The sequence below is a fragment of the Pseudomonas sp. VI4.1 genome, assembly GCF_002029345.1.
GTDB lineage: Bacteria > Pseudomonadota > Gammaproteobacteria > Pseudomonadales > Pseudomonadaceae > Aquipseudomonas.
On the sequence record NZ_MULM01000167.1, the window covers coordinates 71,322 to 94,172 of the forward strand.

General features: G+C 61.1%; 15 protein-coding genes and 4 pseudogenes. 5 read left to right on the top strand and 14 right to left on the bottom strand.

Going from position 1 to position 22,851, the window contains the following annotated elements:
• Nucleotides 1–91: 91 nt before the first annotated feature.
• The 9 genes and pseudogenes from BZ163_RS21000 to BZ163_RS21040 form a co-directional block, all read right to left on the bottom strand.
• Nucleotides 92–1,774, bottom strand: a complete 1,683-nt coding sequence (locus tag BZ163_RS21000) for a class I adenylate-forming enzyme family protein (RefSeq protein WP_128872436.1) — start codon at nucleotides 1,772–1,774, stop codon at nucleotides 92–94.
• A gap of 229 nt (nucleotides 1,775–2,003) precedes the next feature.
• Nucleotides 2,004–3,144 (bottom strand): annotated as a pseudogene (locus BZ163_RS21005) (acyl-CoA dehydrogenase family protein).
• Nucleotides 3,141–4,361 (bottom strand): acyl-CoA dehydrogenase family protein, encoded by a 1,221-nt coding sequence (locus BZ163_RS21010; protein WP_128872437.1) that lies wholly within the window; start codon nucleotides 4,359–4,361, stop codon nucleotides 3,141–3,143. The pseudogene BZ163_RS21005 and the gene BZ163_RS21010 overlap by 4 nt, the downstream one beginning before the upstream one ends.
• 65 nt (nucleotides 4,362–4,426) lie before the next feature.
• Nucleotides 4,427–5,596 carry an acyl-CoA dehydrogenase family protein gene (locus tag BZ163_RS21015; RefSeq protein WP_128872438.1) on the bottom strand — a complete coding sequence of 390 codons (1,170 nt, stop codon included), beginning with the start codon at nucleotides 5,594–5,596 and terminating at the stop codon, nucleotides 4,427–4,429.
• 10 nt (nucleotides 5,597–5,606) lie between these two features.
• Nucleotides 5,607–6,785: a lipid-transfer protein gene (locus BZ163_RS21020; RefSeq protein ID WP_064677291.1), complete on the bottom strand. Its 1,179-nt coding sequence runs from the start codon at nucleotides 6,783–6,785 to the stop codon at nucleotides 5,607–5,609.
• Between the two features lie 17 nt (nucleotides 6,786–6,802).
• Complete coding sequence (locus BZ163_RS21025) at nucleotides 6,803–7,222, bottom strand: MaoC family dehydratase (RefSeq protein WP_128872439.1); 420 nt, start codon at nucleotides 7,220–7,222, stop codon at nucleotides 6,803–6,805.
• Nucleotides 7,194–8,327, bottom strand: a complete 1,134-nt coding sequence (locus BZ163_RS21030) for an acyl-CoA dehydrogenase family protein (protein ID WP_128872440.1) — start codon at nucleotides 8,325–8,327, stop codon at nucleotides 7,194–7,196. The genes BZ163_RS21025 and BZ163_RS21030 overlap by 29 nt, the downstream gene beginning before the upstream one ends.
• 12 nt (nucleotides 8,328–8,339) lie before the next feature.
• Complete coding sequence (locus BZ163_RS21035; protein ID WP_128872441.1) at nucleotides 8,340–9,308, bottom strand: OB-fold domain-containing protein; 969 nt, start codon at nucleotides 9,306–9,308, stop codon at nucleotides 8,340–8,342.
• Nucleotides 9,309–9,387: 79 nt separating this feature from the next.
• Nucleotides 9,388–10,153, bottom strand: a pseudogene (locus BZ163_RS21040) (SDR family oxidoreductase); the annotation flags it as partial.
• Between the two features lie 141 nt (nucleotides 10,154–10,294).
• Here BZ163_RS21040 and BZ163_RS21045 point away from each other — a divergent pair.
• Entirely contained in the window at nucleotides 10,295–11,080 is a 786-nt protein-coding gene (locus BZ163_RS21045; protein WP_128872442.1) for an enoyl-CoA hydratase, read from the top strand.
• 191 nt (nucleotides 11,081–11,271) lie between these two features.
• Here the strand turns inward: BZ163_RS21045 and BZ163_RS21050 are convergent, their stop codons facing one another.
• Nucleotides 11,272–11,628, bottom strand: coding sequence for a DUF6124 family protein (locus BZ163_RS21050; protein ID WP_128872443.1), 357 nt, complete (start codon nucleotides 11,626–11,628; stop codon nucleotides 11,272–11,274).
• Nucleotides 11,629–12,153: 525 nt separating this feature from the next.
• On the opposite strand from BZ163_RS21050, the gene BZ163_RS35855 reads away from it, so the two are divergent.
• From BZ163_RS35855 to BZ163_RS21070, 4 genes are all read left to right on the top strand, one after another.
• The gene (locus BZ163_RS35855) at nucleotides 12,154–14,877 is read left to right on the top strand and encodes a hypothetical protein (protein WP_256579082.1); all 2,724 of its coding nucleotides are present in this window, start codon (nucleotides 12,154–12,156) and stop codon (nucleotides 14,875–14,877) included.
• Nucleotides 14,878–14,948: 71 nt separating this feature from the next.
• Nucleotides 14,949–15,434, top strand: coding sequence for a hypothetical protein (locus BZ163_RS21060; protein WP_128872444.1), 486 nt, complete (start codon nucleotides 14,949–14,951; stop codon nucleotides 15,432–15,434).
• A 31-nt stretch (nucleotides 15,435–15,465) separates the two neighbouring features.
• Nucleotides 15,466–16,254: a hypothetical protein gene (locus BZ163_RS21065; RefSeq protein WP_128872445.1), complete on the top strand. Its 789-nt coding sequence runs from the start codon at nucleotides 15,466–15,468 to the stop codon at nucleotides 16,252–16,254.
• A gap of 8 nt (nucleotides 16,255–16,262) precedes the next feature.
• Nucleotides 16,263–17,489, top strand: coding sequence for a hypothetical protein (locus BZ163_RS21070; protein ID WP_128872446.1), 1,227 nt, complete (start codon nucleotides 16,263–16,265; stop codon nucleotides 17,487–17,489).
• Between the two features lie 78 nt (nucleotides 17,490–17,567).
• Here the strand turns inward: BZ163_RS21070 and BZ163_RS21075 are convergent, their stop codons facing one another.
• The 4 genes and pseudogenes from BZ163_RS21075 to BZ163_RS21090 all read right to left on the bottom strand — a co-directional run.
• On the bottom strand, nucleotides 17,568–18,350 hold the full coding sequence (locus BZ163_RS21075) for an SDR family oxidoreductase (RefSeq protein ID WP_128872447.1): 783 nt from the start codon (nucleotides 18,348–18,350) through the stop codon (nucleotides 17,568–17,570).
• Nucleotides 18,347–20,045 (bottom strand): annotated as a pseudogene (locus BZ163_RS21080) (FAD-binding protein). The gene BZ163_RS21075 and the pseudogene BZ163_RS21080 overlap by 4 nt, the downstream one beginning before the upstream one ends.
• A gap of 8 nt (nucleotides 20,046–20,053) precedes the next feature.
• A pseudogene (locus BZ163_RS21085) lies at nucleotides 20,054–21,764 on the bottom strand (FAD-binding protein).
• 187 nt (nucleotides 21,765–21,951) lie between these two features.
• A partial coding sequence (locus BZ163_RS21090; protein ID WP_256579083.1) for an amidase occupies nucleotides 21,952–22,851 on the bottom strand: 900 nt, incomplete at its 5' end.

Here is a 22,851-nt window from a genome sequence, read left to right on the forward strand (position 1 = left end):
AATGCCTCCTACGCTGATAAGGCTTTGTTGGTATGGACCCATTGTTCGTGTTCTGCCGGCAGCAACATCGTCCGGAAAGACTAAGCAGGCGTTATGCGCCCAATTTTTCTTGCAGTTGTGCCTTGAGCACCTTGCCGGTGGCATTGCGTGGCAAGGGCTCGAGTGCCCGATAGACCTGCGTTGGCACCTTGTAGGCGGCCAGGCGCTCGGCGATGAATGCGCAGACTTGCGCCTCCTGGGGCAGCGTCGATGCCTGGCCATGCACGGCCAGCCCCACCGTCTCACCCAGCAACGGGTCGGCGATGGCGAATGCCGCTGCCTCCAGAACGCCGGGCATATCGAGGATGCAGGTTTCGATTTCAGCCGCGGAAATCTTCTCGCCACCGCGGTTGATCAACTCCTTGACCCGCCCGGTGATGCTGAGGAAGCCCTCGTCGTCGAGATAGCCGATATCGCCGGTGTCGAGCCAACCGTCGCGCAGGCTTTGCGCAGTGGCCTCGGGCAGATTCCAGTAGGCGCTCATCAGGGTCGGCGAGCGCAGCCAGATCACCCCGCGGGTGTTCGCCAACTGCGGCTGGTCAGGGCTGTCACCGATGCGAATATCGACGATCGGCAGCGCCCAGCCCGCCGTTGCCGGCTTGTACACAAACTGATCGCCACCAATCGCCGCGCCAATGCCATTGCTTTCGGTCAGGCCGTAGCCGGCGCCGCCAATGGCGTCAGGCTTGAGCTTGAGCATGTTGTCGAGCACCATGGCGGACGAAGCGCCACCGCCCAACCCCAAGCCAAACAGACTGGCGGTGTGCTCACTGCCAAAGCGCGGCGAAGCGAGCAATTGCTGCATCATCACCGGTGCCCCGTTGAACTGGGTGCAGCGCTCATCGCGGATCAGGTCGATGGCGTGTTCGACATCCCACTTGTACATCAGCATCAAGCGCCGACCGCCGCGCAATGCCGACAGGAACTGCGCATGCAAGCCGCTGACATGAAACAGCGGAACCGCCGCCAGCGTGGTTGGCGCAAAGCCGCTGTTGATCACCACGCCGATGCGTTCCGGCGAACTCATGGCGCAAAACGCGCCCTGGAAATCCAGTGCGAACAGCGCCTGGCAGATGGCCCGGTGAGTGGACACTGCGCCCTTGGCGCGACTGGTGGTGCCGGAGGTGTAGAGGATCATTGCCGGCGCGTCGGGATCGATTTCCAGCGCAGGCAACGGTGATGCCGGGGCGCTGATCAAGTCTTCGAAACGCAGGCAATACTCGGGCAACGTTGCTTCCTGGCTCCCGACGACAATCGTGGCGTGCTGCTCACGGGCCAGATCTGCGCGCAGGGTATCGAGGCGCGCTTCGTCGCACAGCAACAGGCGCGAACCGCTGTCCTGCAACGCGTACTGCAACTCGTCGCGCAGCCCCCAGCTGTTGAGCGGTACACACACCGCGCCACAGCGCAGGATCGCGGCGAAGGCCACCAGCCACGCCGGCTGGTTGCGCATGGCAATCGCCACCCGTTCGCCCGGTTGCAGGCCAAAACGAGCGACCATCTGCTCGGCGAGGCGGTCAACCTGGTCATAGTACTGATTGAAGGTCAGGCGCTGCGCCTGCCAGACCAGGAACTCACGGTCGCCGTGCACACGACCGGCGTCGAGCACCTGCAGCAGGTCGTGCGCAGCGTGACGGAAATAGCGTGGCGCGCCGTCATCGGGCGTCACCACTTCAAACGGCGCACCGGGGGCGATCAATTGTCGCCACGCGGTTTGCCAGCGTTCAATGCTCATCTGTGTTTTCTCCAGAACAGCGAAAAGCCTGTGGGAGCGTGTCGCACGCACATGTTGAATACCCCGCCGCTCCTTGTGGGAGCGGGCTTGCCCGCGAAGGGGTCGGCACATTCAACATCTGCGTCGCTTAACACTCCGTCTTCGTCGGAACGCCGCCCGGGGCAAGCCCGCTCCCACAGGGGTCGGGTTACACCAGGGGACCTTGCGAGGGTTCAATCCCGCTGTTCGGTTATGCGTGGGCCAAATAGCGTTCGCAATGGAAATCCCGGTCACCCAGGCAGCCCTGTGCAACGCGAACACGCTTGAGGTACAGGCCGACATCCAGCTCGTCGGTGACGCCAATGCCGCCGTGCATCTGCACCGCCTCGTTGGCAACCTTGATTGCCGTGTCGCCGGCCTTCCATTTCGCCAGGCTGACCAGGCGAGCGCGTACCCTGGCGTCGTGACTGGCGTCATCCAGGGTCGCCAGCGCGGCCATCAGGGCGCTGCGGCTCAGCGCCAGGTCGATGTACATCTGTGCGGCGCGATGTTGCAGGACCTGGAAGGTGCCAATCGGCGTGTCGAACTGCTGGCGGGTCTTGAGGTACTCCAGGGTGGTCTCGAACAGTTGCTCGGCCATCCCCAACAGCTCCGCGGCCAGGCAGGCGCGGCCCCGGTCCAGCGCGGTTTCCAGCGCCGTCCAGCCCTCGCCCGGGGTGCCCAGCAGCGCGTCGCTGCCCAATTGCACCTGATCCAGTTGCAGGCGTGCGCTGTTGCGCGAATCGATCAGCGCCAAGGCACTGACGGTCAAACCCCGGGTATCGGCGGGTACCAGGAACAGGCTGATGCCTTGCGTGTCGCCCGGCTGCCCGGAGGTGCGCGCCGCCACCACATAGGCATCGCGCCGAGGCGTCGACCACCCAGAATTTGTCGCCATGCAAGCGATAGCCCTGCCCTTCGGCCTTTGCCTCAAGGGCAATGCGGCTCGGGTCGTGGCGTGAGCGTTCGTCCACGGCCAGGGCCAGGCGCTGTTCGCCGCCGATCACCGCTTGCAACCAGTGCGTCTGTTGCGCCGAATTGCCCGCCAGATGCAACAGCGAACCGCCGAGCACTACACTGGATAACAGCGGCGAGGCCGACAGGTTGCGGCCCATGGATTCAAAGATCGGCCCCAGGCCCTTGCAGCCGAAATCCAGGCCGCCGAAGTCTTCCGGGAACGGAATCGCACTCCAGCCCAGCTCGACCGCGTCGCGCCACAACGGCGCATCGAAGCCCAGGTCCACCGCGTCATCGCGTAGTCGACGCTGGGCGCTGACCGGGCTGCGGGCGGCGAGAAAGTCCCGCGCGCTGTCGGCCAGCAAACGCTGTTCATCGCTATAACGCAGGCTCATGGCTGTACTCCTGTTTTCACGGCAACCTTCTTCACTTCAGGCAAACCAAGCACGCGCTTGGCGATGACATTGAGCTGGATCTCCGAAGCCCCACCCGAAATGGTCAGCGCATAGCTGCTGAGCCAGGCACGGGTGATCGCCAGTTGCTGCTCGCTGAATGCCGTGCTCTCCCAGCCGAAGGCGTGCCCGGCCATGGCGTCGAGCAGTACTTCGAACTTGTCGCGCTCCTGTTCGGTGTGCACCAGTTTCATGATCGACATCAGGCCGCCGATGTCATCACCGGCCCGCGCCTCTTCACCCATGCGCTGCACGGTCAGGTTGTAGGCATGCTCGTTCATCGCACAGGCCGTGGCCCGCGCCTGCAATGCTTGTTCACTCATGGTCTGTGGCGCCGGCACGTATTCACGCATCAAGGCCAGAAGATCGAAGTGCGACGGCAGGCTGAACTCGCCGAATTTCGACATCGCCTTGCGTTCGTGCTGCAACAGGTACTTGGCCAGGTTCCAGCCACCGTTCAACGGCCCGATCAACTGGCTCTTGGGCACCTTCACACCATCGAAGAACACCTGGCAGAACGCCGATTTGCCACTGATCAAATCAATCGGCTGTGGCGTGACGCCAGGGCTGCGCATGTCCAGCACGATCAGGCTGATGCCTTCATGTTTAGGCGCGCTGAAGTCGGTACGCACCAAGGCATACATCCAGTCGGATTTGTCGCCGTAGGAGGTCCAGATCTTGCTGCCGTCCACCACGAAGTGATCGCCGGCATCACGCGCGGCCATCTTCAGGCTGGCCAGGTCCGAACCGGCATTCGGCTCGGAAAAACCCTGGCACCAGCGCACTTCACCGCGGGCGATCGGCGGCAACAGGTCGCGTTTCTGCTCATCGCTGCCGAACGCCAGCAACACCGGCCCGAGCATCCAGATGCCCAGGTTGATTTGCGGTGGGCGGCACTTGATGCGACGCATCTCGCTTTCCAGCACCGACAGTTGCTCGTCACTCAGGCCCGCGCCGCCATATTCCTCAGGCCACTCGGGACAGAACCAGCGCTTGTCGCGCATGCGTTCGAACCACAGGCGTGCATCTTCACAGGGAAATTGCGGGTTCTGACTGCCCCACACCACATCGCCTTCTGCCATGCCGGTGCGCATCGACAGCGGGCAATTGGCCTCCAGCCAGGCACGGGTGTCCTGCCGAAATTGCTCGATAGTGCTCATGAAAGTCCCCTTCGACTCGCCCCGGATCGGGGGCGAGTACGGTTTTTGTTTTTGATGGACGAGCTTCAGCGTTGGGTACGCGGCATGCCGAGGCCAAACTGGGCGATCAGCTCGCGCTGGATTTCATTGGTGCCGCCGCCAAAAGTCAGGGTCGGGGCAGAGCGCAATTCAAATTCCAGTTCACCCTGCAACAGGGTGGCCGCCGAGCCGCTGCGCATCGAACCATTGGCGCCGACGATCGCCGCCAGCTTGCGCAGGATCTCGATCGCCGACTCCGAGCCGAACACCTTGGTGGTCGAACTCAGCGCGACGTTCATGCGTTCGAGCTCAAGGTCGGCGGCGATGCGCATGTTGATCAGGCGCATCGCTTCCAGGCGCGCATAACACTCGGCCAGCGAACTGCGCACCCAGGCCTTGTCCATCGCCCGACGGCCCTGCTCGTCGCGGGCCCGCGCCCACAGGTAAACCCGGCGAAACAGCGCCACCACCTTGTCCGACCAGGTGCCCAGGCCCAGGCGTTCGTGGTTCAGTTGCGAGGTGATCAGCTTCCAGCCGCCGTTCAACTGACCCACCAGCATCTCGCTGGGCACCCGCACGTTGTCGTAGTAGGTGGCCGTGGTGGGAATGCTGGTAGTAGGAATCAGGGTGTGGGAGAAACCCGGCGTCGTGGTATCGACGATCAACAGCGAAATGCCCTTATGCCGCGCCTCGGTCGGATCGGTGCGGGCCGCCAGCCAGACGAAATCGGCCGATTCGGCACCCGACGTCCACAGCTTGTTGCCATTGACCACGAAGCCTTCATCGTCCTGGCGGGCACTGGTTTTCAGCACCGCCAGATCGCTGCCGGCGCCGGGTTCGGAGTAACCGATGGCGAACATGATTTCGCCCGCGGCGATCCCCGGCAGAAAACGCTCTTTCTGCAGCTCGCTGCCATGGGTCATCAAGGCCGGGCCGACAGTGCTGATGGTCACGAACGGCAGCGGCGCCCCGGCAATGTTGGCTTCTTCAAAGAAGATCAACTGTTCGGTGGCGGCGTAGCCCTGACCGCCATGGGCCTTGGGCCAGCCGACCGCCAGCCAGCCGTCGCGCCCCATCTGGCGGATGGTCTGGCGAAACAGATCGCCGCCTTCCTTGCCGCGCAACTGATCGCGCAAGTCCGGGGTCATCAGAGCCTGGAAATAGTCCCGCACCTTGTGGCGCAGGGCATGTTGTTCGGGAGTGAGGTCGACGAACATATGCTGCTCCTTAGGCTGCGCCGAGAATCAGGCCGCTGGTGGGTACGCCGGTGCCGGCGGTGACCAGCACGTTCTGCACATCCGCCACCTGGTTGACCGCCGTGCCACGCACCTGGCGAACCGCTTCGGCGATGCCGTTCATGCCGTGGATGTAGGCTTCGCCCAATTGCCCGCCATGGGTGTTGATCGGCAGTTTGCCGCCACGGGCGTGGTGCCCGGCGCGGATGAATTCCTTGGCTTCACCGCGCTTGGCGAAACCGAATTCTTCCAGCTGCGGTAATACGAAGGGAGTGAAGTGGTCGTAGATCACGGCAGTCTGGAAAGACTCCGGGCCCAGGCCTGACTGGCGATACAGCTCGCGGGCGACCACGCCCATTTCCGGCAGCCCGGTAATGTCGTCGCGGTAGAACGAGGTCATGCTCTGCTGACCGTGGCTGATGCCTTGGGAACCGGCCTTGATGGTCACCGGTTTCTGCCGAAGGTCACGGGCGCGCTCGGCCGAGGTGATGACCATCGCCACGGCGCCATCGGATTCCTGGCAGCAATCGAGCAGGTGCAGCGGTTCGCAGATCCAGCGCGAGGCCTGGTGTTCTTCCAGGGTGATCGGCTTGCCGTGGAAAAACGCCTGGGGGTTGGTGGCGGCAAAATCCCGCGCCGCCACTGCGATCCGGCCGAAGTCTTCGCTGGTGGCGCCATAGGTGTGCATGTAGCGCTGGGCAAACATGCCGACCCAGGCTGCCGGCGTATGGAAGCCGTGGGGCATGTACCAGCCGTAGTTGACGTTGTCGAAGGTGGGCGCCGAAGCGAAGCCGTAGTTACCGGTACCGAAGCGATACCAGGAGCGTTCGTTCATGGCGCGATACACCACCACCACTTTCGCCATCCCGGTCGCCACTGCCATGGCCGCGTGCATCACCGGCCCGCAAGCCGCGCCGCCACCGTGGGGTACTTGCGAGAAAAACTTCACGTCCTTGCAACCGAGCAAACGGGCAATTTCGTATTCCGGGACCTTGTCCACGGAATAGGAACTGAAACCCTCGACCTCGCTCGGGTCGATGCCGGCGTCCTTGAGAGCACTCAAGGTGGCCTCCAGGGCCAGGCGCAATTCGGTGCGTCCGGAGTTCTTGGAAAATTCGGTTGCGCCTAGACCAACGATCGCGGCACGCCCGGAAATCGATGAATCAGTCATCTGTGTCTCTCCGGCTGTCAGGGCAGGACCAGCGCGACCGTGCCGGTCACGTGGTTGCCCATGGAATTTTTGCCGCTCAAGGTGATGTCCACCGAGCGGGTGTGCGCATCGACGCCGGTGACGCTGCCGCTGAAGGTCATGCAGTCGCCGGGGTAGTTCGGTGCGCCGAGCTTGATTTTCAGCGCGGTGAATTGCGCCAGCGGTCCGGCCCACTGCTCGATGAACCGCTGCACCAACCCGTTGGTGGTGAGGATGTTCATGAACACGTGGGGCGAACCCAAGGCACGGGCCGCTTCTGCGTCGTGGTGGCCGGGGAAGTAATCACGGGTGGCAATCGCGCCGCCGTTGATCAGGGTCACCGTGATTGGGACGGCAAGCTCCGGCAGTACTTCGCCAGGGCGCACGTCTTCAAAGCGCTTGGTGTTCTTCGAGGTCATATTTCCATCCCAGCTTGTCGTTATCGTTGAGCCAGTCGCCCAGGCGTTCCAGGTTTGCTGCCGAACCCCCCAGGGCAAGACACAGGCCACGGCTCCAGTAGAGAAAACGGTGGATCGGGTACGTCAGGTCGACGCCGATGCCGCCATGCACGTGTTGCGCGACATGGCCGATGCGGTGCCCCGCTTCACAGGCCATCCACGCGGTGGCCAGGGCTTCGGAAGGCGCCAGCAAGCCGGCATCGATGCGGTAGGCCAGTTGCCACAGCACCGTGCGCAAGGCTTCGACGGCGATATGGGTGTCGGCCATGCTCATCTGCACGGCCTGAAAGCTGCCGATGCTGCGCTCGAACTGCCGGCGCTCGCTGACATAGGCCACGGTGCGGCGGATCTGCTCTTCGCTGACCCCCAGTTGCAGGGCAGCCAGCGCCGCCACGCTGCGCAGTTCCAGCCAGGCAACGGCCTCGGCCGGCAGCAGCGCTGCGCCGCTCACGGTCAAGCCCTCGATGTGCAGGTCGGCCACCGCTTCGCCGTGGGTCAATACCGCCGACACCCGTTGGATTTCGGGCGCTGACAGGTCCAACAGCAGCAAGCGCGGTTGGCCGTCGACCTGCACCAATACCAGTGCAGCCTGGGCTTGATCACCCAGGGACAGGGCCGCGACCCGGCCATTGACCGACCAGCCCCCCTCAGTCGCCTGCGCCTGCAAGTCAATGCCCAGCGCACTGCTCAACGCATCGACGGACAGGCTCAACAGCGCCTCGCCGGACGCCGCCTTGGCGACCCATCCCGCACTGTCGCTGGCGTCAAAACGAGCCAGGGTCGCGGCCGCCAGTTGATGGCGCCACAACGGCACCTGGGCCAGGGCCTTGCCTTGAGCCTGCAACACCAGCATCAGCTCGGTCATGCCCAAACCGCTGCCACCGTGTTCTTCGGGGATGGCCAGGGCCTGCAGCCCGGTCTCGATGCAGAGCTTCCACAGCGGCGCCATCATCGGTTCGCCGCTGGTGTCCCATTGGCGCATGTAGTCGTCATGGCAATGGTCGACAAACAGGCTGTCGGCCATTTGCGCAATGGCGCGCTGGTCTTCACTTAATTCGAAATCCATGGTGAATGGCTCCTAGGCGTCTACCGGCCGGAACAAAGGCAGCGTCAACTGGTCATCGAAGGTCTGGAACTCGACCTGCAAGCGCTGGCCGATCTGCAGTTGCTCGCGCTCGATACCGACCAGGCCGGCAATCAGGCGCACGCCCTCCTCCAGCTCGATCAGGCCGATCGGGTTGGGGTAATCGAACGGCGGCACTTCGGGGTAGTGCATCACCACGAACGAGTACAGGCTGGCGCGGCCGCTGGCCTGCAAGGTGTCCCAGTCGAAGCTGTGGCACTGGATGCACACCGGCGCCGGTGGATGGCGCAGGGTCTGGCACGCGGTGCAGCGCTGGATCAGCAATTGGCCCTTCTCGCAGCCTTCCCAGAAGAACCGCGTGTCGTCGCTGATGCCCGGCAGCGGGCGCTTGGCCTTGACCGGTGCCGCCTCGACCTTGGCAGGTGCCTGGGCATTCGCCGCGCGGAACTTGAAGACGCGAAACAGCAACTGGCCGACCGGCTCGTCTCCGCCGGCTTTTTCGACAAAGTGGCTCATGACCAGGGTGACGAAGAAACCAGTGCCCAGGGCGGTGGTTTTTTCGTCGCCAACCGAGTCCAGGCGCGTGGTGTAGTAGAGCTTTTCGCCCAGGCGCACCGGGCGGGTGAAGCTCAGCTCGGAGTTCACCGCCACGGTGGAGGCATAGCCGTAGGCTTCCATTTCCTTGAGCACCTCGTACGGGTTCTCGTCGGTGGAGCCAGGCGGATAGTTGTTGGCGTGCAGGCCTTCCATGGTCCACACCTGCAGCATCGCCGGCGGCGCGATCAGGCCCTCATGTTGAGTGCCCAGGGCAAATTCCGCGTCGGTGTACAGCGGGTTGTCCACGCCCATGACTTCGCACCACTGGCGAATCATCGGGGCATTGACCTCGTCCCAGGCGTACACGCGGCCGTATTCGCGCCCCACCAGGGCGCGCACATTGGATAGCAATTGTGGATCAGCCAAAGTCGTCTCCTTCACATTGAAGGCGGCCACCGAACCCGGTCGCCGCAATAGGTCGATCAGGTGGGTCAGCACCTGCGCGGGCGCCAAGAAATGCCGGGCGTTCACCACCGCCATGCAGCAACAGGTTGCAACCGCTGGCGTAACTGGCCAGCGGCGATGCGATGTAGAGACAGGCGTTGGCGATGTCTTCGGCCACCGCCATGCGGGCGGCCGGAATGCCGGCCGCGACGGCGGCGATACCGGCCTCGGAGCCGTAGTGCAGGTGCGACTGCTCGGTCTGTACCAGCCCCGGGCTGACCGTGACCACCCGCACCTTGGGCCCCCACTCCACCGCCAGCGATTGCACCAGCGCCAGCACCCCGGCCTTGGCCGCGCCGTAAGCGGCGGTGCCTGGCGAGGAACGCAGCGCACTGATGCTGCCGATTAAAGACGATGCAACCGCCCTGCACCTGGGCCTGCATCAGCCGGTTGGCGTGCTGGGCGACGTTGAGCGGCGCGATCAGGTTCAGACCGATGATGCTTTCATGAAACCTGGGCGACGCCGTGGCTGCGTCGGCGGAAGGGCTGCCGCCGGCGTTGTTGACCACCACGTCGAGGCGCCCGAAGTCGCGCTCGATGGTGGCGAACAGGCGTTGCAGGGAATCGTGGTCACGCACATCTGCGGCGATGAAGGTCGCGCGCTTGCCACCCTGCGCCGGCACCTGTTCAGGTTCGCGCCGGGCACAGACGATCACCCGTGCGTTCGCGGCCAGGAACCCCAGCGCAATACCGGCGCCGATGCCCTTGGTGCCACCGGTGACCAGCACCACCTTGCCGCTGTAATCAAGACCCGAATGCAGCTCCATCATGTGCTCCTTTTCTACTGACAAGGGTCACTCTAGGGACGAACCGCAGGCCAAACTACGTCTGAACGGACGATGAAAATTCAACCGCCTGAACAGGACACTGGTGGCCATTTACACGTTGTCAGGTCTTCGAGAATGCTCATGTCCGACTCATCCGCTGCACCGGTTCTGCTCGAACGCCCACTGCCCGGCGTGGCCCTGCTGCGGCTCAATCGCCCGCAGGCGACCAACGCCTTGAGCCTGGAATTGCAGGCGCTGCTGTCGCGTTATTTCAGTGAGTTGGCGATTGACCCCGAGGTGCGCTGCATCGTGCTGACCGGCGGTGACAAGGTGTTCGCCGCCGGTGGCGACATCAACAGCATGGCCGGGGTCGGCGCCATCGATATCTACAAGCGCCACACCGAACGGGTCTGGGGGCCGATCCAGCACTGCCCGAAACCGGTGATTGCGGCAATTTGCGGTTATGCCTATGGCGGCGGCTGTGAGCTGGCGATGCATGCCGACCTGATTGTCGCCGGCCGCAGCGCGCGCTTCTGCCAACCGGAAATCCGCATCGGCATCATGCCCGGCATCGGTGGCACCCAGCGGCTGGTGCGCGCGGTGGGCAAGGTCAAGGCGATGCGCATGGCGCTCACCGGCCAACCGATCAGCGCCGAGGAAGCCTGGGTCGCCGGACTGATCAGTGACCTGGTCGACGATGACCAGGTGCAAGCCCACGCCCTGGAGCTGGCGCGCGTCATCGCCGCCATGCCGGCCCTGGCCGCCGAGCAGATCAAGGAAGTGATCCTGGCGGGCATGGACGCGCCACTGGAAGCAGGCCTGGCGCTGGAGCGCAAGGCCAATGCCCTGCTGTTCGCCTCACGGGATCAGAAGGAAGGCATGCAGGCGTTCATCGACAAACGCCCGGCGCAGTTCGAGGGGTACTAGACGCTCGTCGGTCGGGCACAAAACCTGTGGGAGCGAGCCTGCTCGCGATGGCGGTAGCTCAGCCAACAGAGAAATTGAATATGCTGGCCCCATCGCGAGCAAGCCGGTCTCGCTCCCACAGGGATTTCTACAGGTGCTGCGTTCCCCTGTAGGAGCTGTCGAGTGAAACGAGGCTGCGATCTTTTGATCTTCTAATCAGCCCGATCAACCCGATCAATCCGATCCAGCGCCCGGTTCACCGCCAGCTCACCCAGCATGATGACCTGGGCAATCCCCAACAGGGCGTTGCGGCTCGTCCCCTCCATATGATCCGCCAGATCCAGCGCCATGACATTGGCCGAAGCCAGCGACTCACAGGCGTGGACCAGCAGGGTTTCGGTATCGAGTTCCGGGTTGACGATAAACATGGTGCAAAGCTTGCGCGGAGTGGCCTGGATGTCGGCGGCAGAGGGAATGCGTTCGGATAGTTGCTGGGAATTGTTTGAATCGATGGTTTCTGAGGGCGTTGCCGGATCGGCGTCCGGCGGGTTTGGTGTTGGCTTAATCATATGCTGTGTTCTCTAATTGAGTGCCGCCCTTCTGCTACTAAACGAAAAGGGAGGCAACTGTACGCAGGTTAGTAGACCGGGGAACTCAGCAAAGCCGGCGCGCCCGAAGGCGCCCTACGTACAGCCACCATCAAACTACAGGTATGGAAATACCTGCCTGACGGATGCACGTGCAGCCAAATTGCCGCGGGCTACTAAACCCGATCACTGACCATCAGTGACGCGAATCAAGTTACCGAGCAGCTCCTGGGCGCACAAGCCGGCGGATTCTGGCGTAACCGTAGGCAACGGCGCAAGGTGCTGTGGCTTTCGGGAAGTGACGCGAGGGCTTTCTTACAAACACTCGGAAGCGTCCTACACATCCATCAGAAACGCCCTATTTCCACCTCGACCAACTTCGTAAAAGCTTGCGAGCCTTGGCACGGGGATGGTCATAAAAATCCCCTTATGCCTGAGCGTCGGCCATCCCCTGAAGCCGACCGTTTCGCTGCCCGCCCCCCTTTCGTCACAAGGAACGTACTCGCCATGGCGAAGCTGCTCGACTGGATTTTTGGACACCACTACAACTCAAGCACCCCCAAGGCAATGCCTCCGGTCTGGCCAACACGCGACACCCAGCCCATCCCTCCAACGACGGCCCCGGAAACCGACGACTTGCCGCCGCTGAAAAACTGGTGCCACCCGTTCAAGGACACGCGCGCCCCGCTGCAACAACTGACCCACCTGGCCAACGCCACCGCCGGTTACTACCCCTTGGGTCGCAATGGCTTGTGGCACGGTGGTGTGCATTTCGACAGCGGTACCGCCGTGGGCCTGAAGCAATCCAGCGTGCACTGCCTGGCCGACGGCGAAGTGGTGGCTTACCGCATTGACCACAAATCGCCGACGACCTGCTACGTCCACGAGATCACCGCCAAGAAACCCTTCTCGCGCAACTTCGTGCTGGTCCGCCATCGTCTTCAAGCGCCGAAGATCGATGGCAATCCGGACACTCCACCGAGCCTGACTTTTTACAGCCTCTACATGCATTTGCAGGATTGGGAGAAGTACATCGAGGATTCGACCATCGCTCGCCCGGCATTCTGGCCCGAGCGACCGACCTTTCGCGTCAAACAGACGGCGAATGACCTCCTCCCCGACCGGCCTGAACAGCGTGGCCTGAACGTGCGCAACAAGTTGAATGGCCAGGTCATCGATTTTCTGCCGCGAGGCGCCGAGGTGACCATCAGCGGCACCGGACATTTCCGCAAGCTGGAGAGCAGCCTGGGACCGGCCAGACTGCTCAACCCCGATGGTTCGATCAAGGGCTATCTCTCTACTCAGGTGCTCAAACACCCAGACCGCAAAGTGACCCGCATCAGTTCGTCGAAGAAGACAGTCAACGTCCGAGCCGAACCGCTGATTGCTGATAACGTCATTTTTGATTTACCGGTTGAATCGGAAGTCACTGTCAGTGGCGAAGGCGAGTTTCGCAAGCTCGAACGCATCAACCAGTATGTGCATTTTGATACGCTTGACGGTGCCATTGAGCCGGCAGCGTCAGATCAGGTAGTGGTGCTTGATGAGCCCGTCGCGATCAAGGCTGGAGACTTGATCGGCCACCTCGGCCTGTATCAGGACGGCGGCGCGAGTGAGCCGGAAAAGAAGCTGCACCTGGAAACGTTCAGTGGTGATGACGTCGAGGCGTTCATCGACGACAGTCGGGATTGGGCCCTGCTCCTTCCGGAGAAAGACCGAACCTGGCTGAAACTCGCCAAGGGCACTCCCGTGGTGCCGCCTGAAGGCAATACCACCGCGGCACAATTGCAGATGTCGAGTGCTTCCAGCCCGCTCAGCGCTGCCGACGTGCTGGTCCCAAAGAAGTTGCTCGACGATCTGCCAACAGACCGAAAAATCCAGGTGCCCGCGAGCCCGACGCGCAAAGCTCGTACCTGGTATCGCCTGGAAAACTTGCTTCACGACGCCAATAACAAACTTCTCGATGGCTGGGTGTGTGAAGAGATAGGTGTAACGCCTTGGGTCAGTCCGTGGGATTGGGAAGGCTATGACGTCATCATCGACTACAGCCGACCCAAACACTTGCTGGCCTCTTTTCTCAGCGCCACCGACGGCGTCAGCGACGCGCAACGCGAGCGTTACCGCCCCATTGCCGAAAAAGACGACAAGGGCCCGATGAAAAGCCGGTTGTACGAGATAATCGATCGCGATCGCGAAGGCAAGATGACGGCCACTGAACTGCAAGCGGCACTTGAACTGCCAGCTCATGCGCAGTCGATTTCGCAGATGATTCTTTACAAGGAAAGCGAGTGGTTCCACCAGCCGAAGGTATGGGACGCACTGGATGAGTTGCTCGGCCATAGCGGCTCGACGCCGCACTTGAATTGGCTGGCGGAGAAGCAGCGGATCGCAGAAATGGCGTGGTGGAAGGATGTTGCGGAAAAAGTGGGGTTGCCTTCTTGGGGGAGTGTCTATCACTTTCATCCGATTGGGCTGATGGGGATTTTTTGTGGTAACCGATTTAAATTTTCCCTTAAGGTCATGAGAAGTATTTATCCGGAACTCAGTGAAGGTCGATATGGCGATTTGCAAAAGATCGCCGACGAGTTAAACGCAAACATCGATTTCTTCAAACTAGATACGCCATTGCGAAGAACTAACTTTTTTGCGCAAATCCAACAAGAAACGGGAGTGAATTTATCGGTAGATGAGGATTTTGGCTATAAGGCTGACGCGCTAATTGACTTGTTCCGCTACTTTAGGAACAACCCGGAAGAAGCAAGGCGATATGGCTATAAAGTACGGACTGGTAAAATTAAAGAAAACGGTCTACCTATGACCCGTTCCGATTATGAGGCTATCGCCAATGGGGCATATGGGGGGCGCACCGAACTCGGCAACCGAGGAATTTCAAGCGGTGATGGGTGGAAGTATAGAGGGCGCGGACTGAAGCACCTGACAGGACTGCATAATTACACGCTGTTTCAACGTTGGCACTCAAAATTTTCGGCGCAATGGCAGAATGATCATCCTGACTTTGTTGCAGATCCCGACCTTTTACTTGAAATGAAATATGCGGTTCGATCAGCTGCAAGTTTCTGGCTGAGTAATCAGCTATATGAAATAGCAGATGGAGGTAGCACTCCTGAAATTGTGGATTCAATAACCGACGTGGTAAACAAGCACACAAAGAGTCACTCAGACAGAAGAAAGTATTTTTTTGAATTGTGGAAAACGGGGACTTTGAATTGAAAAAAATATTGATTTCTTGTTTGACAATGATATTTCTCATAAGTCTTAAATCTTGGGCAAAAGACCCGTACGTGGATATAGATACAACAATGTGCGAGGAAGGAGAGGATATCTATATCAGTTGCGCCTTCAATACTAGCTTGGATCAATACGATTATGTAGGGAAAGTCGCTTCCATTTGCGCGAAGTCGAATACATCCCCTGACAGCGGCTATGTACAGTACCGCTTTGGGAAACCGTCCTACGGTGTTGGTCCGGCAAACGTAGAAATGCAATATCCAGAACAAAAAACACCTCCCAAAGGAATATTTACAATTTACAACTCGAGAAGTTCTGAAATTAGCGGAGCCGCTCTTCGCTTTACAAAGGGAAAATACCTTTACTCATTCGAAAGCCTAAATTCGTTTAGCTACAAAGTCGTTGCCAGAAACCAAGGTGAGAAGGTTTTCAATAAAGACTGCAAGCTTCCCGGCAAAAACTACTTAACTGACGATGCATATCAAGGCATACAAACGATAGAGCTTGGCCAAACAAAAATATCCGATACAGATAATTGAATTATCGTAAGTTTAGGTTGAGGTGATGCTTATGGGCATGCGAAGAATGATTGGGCTAATAGTTTTTGGCTGCTTGCTTGGGTCAACAGCTATTGCGGGTAATGAAGAGTGCAGCGGCATTGGTCCTCGGGAAGCCTATAATTCTTTAGATGTGCATGGGCTCAAAGCGTGTTTTGTCTATACTAAGGTTAGTGTGAAAAACGAAAGGACGTACTCCCGCGCCCCAGATGGGGTTTCCCTTTATTCAGTTATTTCATCTGAAAACCCGAAGCTTGTTTATGAGTTCCCATACGCGGGTACGGAAGGAGCAATCACCGACGCATTTTTTCTTCCAGTTGCTGGGGCGGCCGAAGAAATGCTCTTTGTTATCCATCGCATGGAAGCGCCAAGATCGTGGGATTCGGTAAGTGATATCTACAATGTTAGTGTCATTAGACGGGAGGGAGATGCTCTAGTTCTCGATCAGAAGCGCACTCGTTTTTTTGATTTAGGTGGGCATACTGTCGATGGGCAAGGACGATCAACGTACGTTTACCCGTACAAAGATCAAAAAAGTGTTGAGGCGGCGGTTGGTTCTCCCTTGTTTCAAACCATCGTTACTGACAAAAAAATCAAAGGCTCCATTTTGGAGAAAACATTTCTTTATGATGGCGGTTCGGAGCCGTTGCTACAGAATTCAAGCAAGACGTATTTAATCAAGGGGGACAGCGTTTTAGTGGAAGATTCGATGGCCGGATGGTGCAAAGTTTCATACCAAGCAAAAGTAAAGATAATTACGAAATGGGCCCAATGTAAGTCTATAAATTTTTCGGCGAGTTAGGTGACGTCATGCCAATCAGACTGGATAAAATTCCTCCTCTCGCACTGCGCCCTCAACGACCTCGATTTTTACTTTGGCTCGGCCTGTTGTTGCTGTTTTGTTTGCTGGGCGCAGGAGGGACGCTGTTGTTCGGCGACGAAACGTTACCCCAGCGGCCTTCGGATTTCTGGCGTATGGCCTTAAGCATTCCAATCCTCGTTTGGTGCGTGCTGGGATTCGGGCGGGTGCTGTTGCACGTCGGCCAACAAGGTGCTGCCGATGGTTGGGATGAAGCTCGCGAAGTAGACATGATCCGCAAGATTCGTCAGGGGCGTCGCTCGCAACAGGTGTTGGCAGTGAGCTTGCAGACTGCGCTTCGAGAACCTGAGGATGAACCGTCAGCACAGCTTGAGGTTTTGATGAGTGGGACGATGGCGCTGCAGTCACAAGCGTCCAGATTGGATGGAGCAACGCTGCGCCATAGTTGTTTATCCTGCGACGCAGATGAAAATCCGGCAGCAATATTGCTGAGTATATGGGCGCAGACGCTCGCCGACCTGGCGCCCACTTTAGCGCAGTTGCCTGATGATCAACCGCTGGCCCTATTGCTGGACACGGACATCGGTTTGCCGGAGAAGCAATGGCGCCGAGTCTGGCGACAGGCATGGCGCGAATCCGGCATTCGCCAGTGCATAGAGCCCGTCGATGGCAGCGGACTGGCTGCACTGGACCAGTGGCTCGACCAGCGTATTGGCGATCGGGCGTTGCTGTTGGTGTTGGCCGTGCAGTTTGCGCAGCAGCAGCCTGAAGGCACGGCGGAAGCCGCCGTGGGCTTGTTGTTTGGCAACCGTCTGACGCAAACCACACTAGCTCCGATAGCCTATCTTCATCGCCCGGAGCAGGAGCGCAAGCCCACCTCCGATGACCTGCTTTACGCTACGCGCCAGGCCCTTGATTGGGTGCCGCTTGAGTCGACATCGATCGAGCGGGTTTGGCGAGTGGGTATCGACGCGCAACGGGCTGGTGCTATTGCGAGCGTATTGAGTGAAGTCCCGATGCCAGTCAATAAGACGGGATTGTGCAACCTGGATGCAATGTTGGGTCATCCAGGCTGCGCGTCACCTTGGCTAGCCATCGCTGCGGGGACGCAGGCGATTGCACGTGGTGTTGGACCGCAATTCATCTTCAGTGCCGGCGGTGCTGCGGCTGGGCTGTGGGGTGCTGTGTTGATGCCGGTATCAGCACTTTTGAAATAGAAGAATGTGAGCGTCCGGTTCGCCGGCAAGCCTGGCTCCTACAGGGTGGGGCGCGGTGGAATGGGGTGGCAACGGCCGCTAGATACTCATCACCATCTGCCCGCTATCAATGCGCAACTCGACACCATTGATCGCCCGGGCTTCATCGCTGGCCAGGAACAGTACGCTGGCCGCCACGTCCTCGGGCCGGCACATGCGGTTCATCGGGTCGCTGTCGATGGTCATGCGGTCGGGGTCGACGCCTGCGGGGAGGCTGCCACGGGTCATGTCGGTGAGCACGCCATCCGGGTGCAGCGTGTTGCAGCGGATGCGGTATCTGCGCCGCCGACAAAGCGCCGCCACCGAACGCGACAATGCCGCCACCGCGCCCTTGGAGGCGCTGTAAGCCAGGTAATCGTCACGCCCGGCCAGGGCCGCGACGGACGATAGGTTGATGATCGAACCACCGCTGCCCTTCATCAACGCGATGCCTTCGCGACAGCCCAGAAACACACTGTCGGCATTCACCCGCATCACCTTTTGCCACGCCTGCAGACTGGTCTCTTCAATCGAGCCGGCGATCAGGATGCCGGCATTGTTGACCAGGATATCCAGACGCCCATAGCGCTCGCGCACATGGTCGATGACCTGGCGCCACGCGTCTTCACTGCTGACGTCGTGGCGGATAAAGGCTGCAGCCGGCCCGATTTCAGCCGCCAGGGCCTGGCCCGCCTCGACGTCCAGGTCGCTGATCAGCACCTGGGCCCCTTCGGCCGCCAGCACCCGCACGCTGGCAGCGCCGATCCCCTTGGCGCCGCCGGTGACCAGCGCGACTTTGCCGTGAACCCGGCCGTTCTTGTTGTTTTGATTGAGCGTCATCATGTCATCTCATGTGCGTGGGTCGTTTCGAATTGCTGGCCGTGCGGGCGCGCGACGGCGGCACCGGCACGACGACCGGAGAACACGCAGTCGGCCAGGGACAGGCCGCTGATGTACAAATGCGAAGGTATGCCCAGGGCGCTGCGTCCGGCTGCGTACAAACCCGCTATGGCTTGCCCCTGCTGGTCCAGCACTGCGCCGCTGCGTTCATCCACGCGCAAGCCGCCCAGGGTCAGGGCGCCCAGGGGGAATACCGGGATTGGTCACCGAGATATCGCAGGCATAAAAAGGCCCCTGTTCCAGCACCTGGCGTCCGCCCTCGGACTTGCCGAACGGCTCCGGCGCCTCGCCACGGGCGGCTGCGTTGGCAGCCAGCACCGAGGCACGCAGTACGGCAGGGTCCATGGCCGTCGCATTGGCCAATTCGCTCAGGCTCTTGCCCTTGCGCACCTTGAACAGCATCAGCACCAGGGCGGGCAAGCTTTGAAACCACCAATAGCCGCCAAACAGTGCCTCGCGGATGGCTTTCTTGCGCAACGGCGCATCCAGCACCAGCCAGGCTTTGCCGCCCTGCTCTTCCATCAAGGGTTGGCCCAGGGTGGCGCCATAGACTTCTTCGTTGCAGAAACGCCGGCCTTCGCGATTGACGACGATGCCCTTGTGCCAACTGTACGGCGGGTTGATAAAGCGCCAGGCCGAAACACGCTCCAGTGCAGCGCCTTGACCACCGACGCTGGTCCCCAGGCGCAGGCCGCTGCCGTCACAGCCTGTGGCACCGACTTTGAAGTTACGCTCGAATTTCGGCGCGTGCCGTTTGATCAGTTCGCGATTGAAAATGAAACCGCCGGTACTGAGGATGACGCCGTTGCGGGCGTGCACCAGCCGTGGCCGGGCGAAGTCCCGTTCGAGCTGGCCGATGCGCTGACGCAGCTTCTTGCAGTAACCCGCGGCGAAGTTCTGTAAACGTTCGGCGCGAGCGGCCAGGCGCGCATGCAACTGCGCTTGCGGGGTGCCGGGCGTCATGCACCACATCTCGGCACCCACCACCCGCCCCTGCGCATCAACCACCAGGCGTTTGGCTGCCGCTTGCAGCAATGGCCGGGCCCCGGCGCGCAGGCACGCGTCCTTGAGATGTGCATACAGCACCGCGCCGCACTGGCCTTTGCCCACGGTGCGATGACCCCGTGGTGCCGGTGGCAGCGGTCCGCCATGCTGCGGGACCAGTTCGTTGCCGGAGTAATAGAGAAAATAACCGTCAGGCGGGTACGAAGTCTTGCCGCCCGGCGGCATCTGGTGGCCATAGGGCGCACCGTGGCTTTCCAGCCAGTCGAGGTTGCTGACGCTGTCGGCGCAGAAGCGCCGCAGGGTGTCGTCGCTGACCACGTTTTGGGTTTCATGCTTGAGGTAGTCAAACATGGCTTCGGGCGTGTCGCTGAACCCTGCCGCCTGCTGATGGCGGGTACCGCCACCGGCGTAGACCACCCCGCCACTCTTGGCACTGGCACCGCCACCGGTGAATCGGTCGGCAATCAGGACATCGGCACCCTGGGCGCGGGCCTCCAGCGCCGAGCAGGCCCCGGCCGCGCCCCACCCGATAATCAATACATCGCAGTGCTCGTCCCACAGCAACGCGCTGCTGTCGGCGACCTGCAAAGGTGTCTGGATCGGCGTGCAGAAACTGTCATCGAACGTCGCCATACACCCTCCTATCGCTGGCTGGCCAAGTGGTTGGCAGCGACATAAGCAAAGGTCATCGCCGGCCCCAGTGTGCCGCCCGCGCCTGGATAGCTGGTGCCCATCACCGACGCCGAGCAGTTGCCGATCGCGTACAGGCCAGCGATGGCGGCGCCGTCTTCGCGGACCACTTGCGCATGTTCGTTGGTCAGCAGGCCGCCCTTGGTGCCGATGTCCCCGGCATCAAGACGCATGGCGTAGTACGCGCCTTTGCGCAATGGCGCCAGGCACGGGTTGGGCTTGATGTTGCTGTCGCCGTAATAACGGTCGAATACGTTGCCGCCGCGCCCGAAGTCCGGATCCGTGCCCGTGCGCGCATACTCGTTGACCTTGACCACGGTGGCTTCGAGACCGGCGGCATCGACGCCGATCTGCTTGGCCAGCCCGGCCAGGGTGTCGTCCTTCCAGTACAGGGTGTTCAGCCATTCCTTGCGCAAGCGGCTGTCGGGCATGATCTGGCCTGGCATCAACGGCCCCATCGCGTAGTTGAAACGGAAATGGCCATCGAAAATCACCCAGGCCGGCACCGACTTGCCACCCGTGAGCCCGTTGTCGCGGTACATCGCATCGACGAACTCCAGATACGGCGTCGGCCTCGTTGACGAAGCGGCGGCCCAGGCTGTTGACCACGATGGCGCCGGGGAACGCGCGCTCGGCGAAGATCCCCCGGGGTTTTTCCTCGCCCGGTACGGCGATCGTCGGCGCCCACCAGGCCCAATCCATCAATGCGGTGGCCGCCCCCTGAGCCAGCCCGGCCTCCAGCGCGGCACCGGTGTTGTTGCCCGGCGGTGTCGCACTCCAGGCCATGCGGGTCGGTTGCGGCAAGTATTTTTCACGCAGGGCCTGGTTCTGTTCAAAACCACCGGACGCCAGGATCACCCCGTGACGCGCGTGCAGTTGCACCTCGGCACCGTTGCGCCGCACGCTGACGCCGCTGACCCGGCCGTCCTTGGTGAGCAAGCCGGCAAAATCGGTGTTGAGCCAGAGCGGCACGTTGCGGTCCATCAGCGAGCGCCGCAGCGATGCCACCAGCGAGCTGCCCAGCGACGCCCGGCGGTCGATCTTGCTTTTGCGGCGCCATTTGAAATCGAGTTTGTAACGCAGCATCAGGCCCATGATCAGCAGGCGCCAGCCAAAACCTCGCGCCATGACCTTGTGCGCATCCCGGGCGGTCCAGGCGATGCAGCCCATGAGCAAGGTCGACGGCGAAGGTTTACGCAGGTTGTCCAGTTCGTCGCCCAACAGGCTGGTATCGAAGAACTCCGGATCCAGGGTTCTGCCGCCGGGCAGCGCGCCCGGCAGGTGCGGGTAATAGTCGGGGTATTTGGCGGCCACCGCGTAGCGTACCCGACTGGTCTGGGCAAGCTCTTCGATCATCTTCGGCGCATTGTCCAGATAGGTGCGCAGCCGGGTTTCATCGACATGTTCGCCCGCCGCGGCTTGCAGATAACGCAAGGCTGTTGCGTAAGTGTCATTGCCGTTCAGCTTGGCGAAATAGTGGTTGTTGGGGATCCAGATACCGCCGCCGGAGATCGCCGAGGTGCCGCCGTACTTGTCGCTTTTTTCCACGATCAGCACACTGAAGCCGTGATCGGCGAGGAACACCGCCGACGTCATTGCACCTGCACCCGAACCAACGACAATCACATCGTAGTGGGTCTGAGACTGAACTTGAGCCGTCATTGTTGTTATGCCATTAGCTGAGGTCAGAGATAACCGCCGACGACGCTGTGGGAGCGCTGGCGGAGTGCATCCCATGATCGGGGCTGCACTGGCCGGGCTCATCGTCAAAGCGGACTAGGAAGCCGGCCCGATGCCGGTTGCTCATGAAAGCGGCGAACAACCGGCCGAAAGGGCCAGGCAAGCGCTGTCAGAGGACGGCGCGTCTGGCGGCCCAGGGACGATCCTGCTCCAGTTGACTGGCCAGGCGCAGCAGACCGTCTTCACCTCCCAGGCGGGCGGTGAACATCATGCCCACCGGCAGGCCGCTATCACTCTGGCCCAACGGCAGCGAGATGGCCGGTTGGCCGCTGACGTTGGCCAGCACGGTGAAGCCGGCGCTGCCCATGGCGTGATGGGCATAGCTGTCCCAGGATTGATCCAGCGTCAGCAGGCCCAGTTGCGGTGTCAGGTTGGCGGTGACCGGCGACAGGATCACGTCGAAGCGTTCGAACGGCTGCTCCATGGTTGCGCCAATACTTTCGAACGACTGACGGGCGCGATACAGGGCTTCACCCGTGGTGGCCTGGGCGCGTTCCAGGTTGACCAGGGTGATTTTCTCCAGGTCCTGCGCCGTGGCGGCCCGCCCCAGCACTTGTTCGCGGTCGTTAATCGCGGTGCGCAATGCGGTGCCGATCACGGCGCCATGCGCACCGAACAGCTGACGTGGATCGATGTTCAGCGTCAGCTCTTCGACTTCATGTCCCAGTCCCAGCAATTGCTTGATCGTCTGCTCCAACGTGGCGGCAATCGCCGGCTCCAACGCCGCGCCAGTCAATGACTGGCGAACCACGGCGACCCGCAACTTGCCCGGCTCGCGCTGCAACTCTTCTACATAGGGCCGTACCAGCGGCGGGATCCAGTAGGCACTGCCCGCTTCATGGCCCTGGCCGGCATCGAGAAACAGCGCGGTATCGCGCACCGTGCGCGAGACCACATTGCCGACGCTGGCGCCAAACCAGCCCTCGAAATGCGCCGGCCCACTCGGCGTGCGATAACGGCTGGGCTTGAGCCCCACCAGACCGCAATACGAGGCAGGAATGCGGATCGA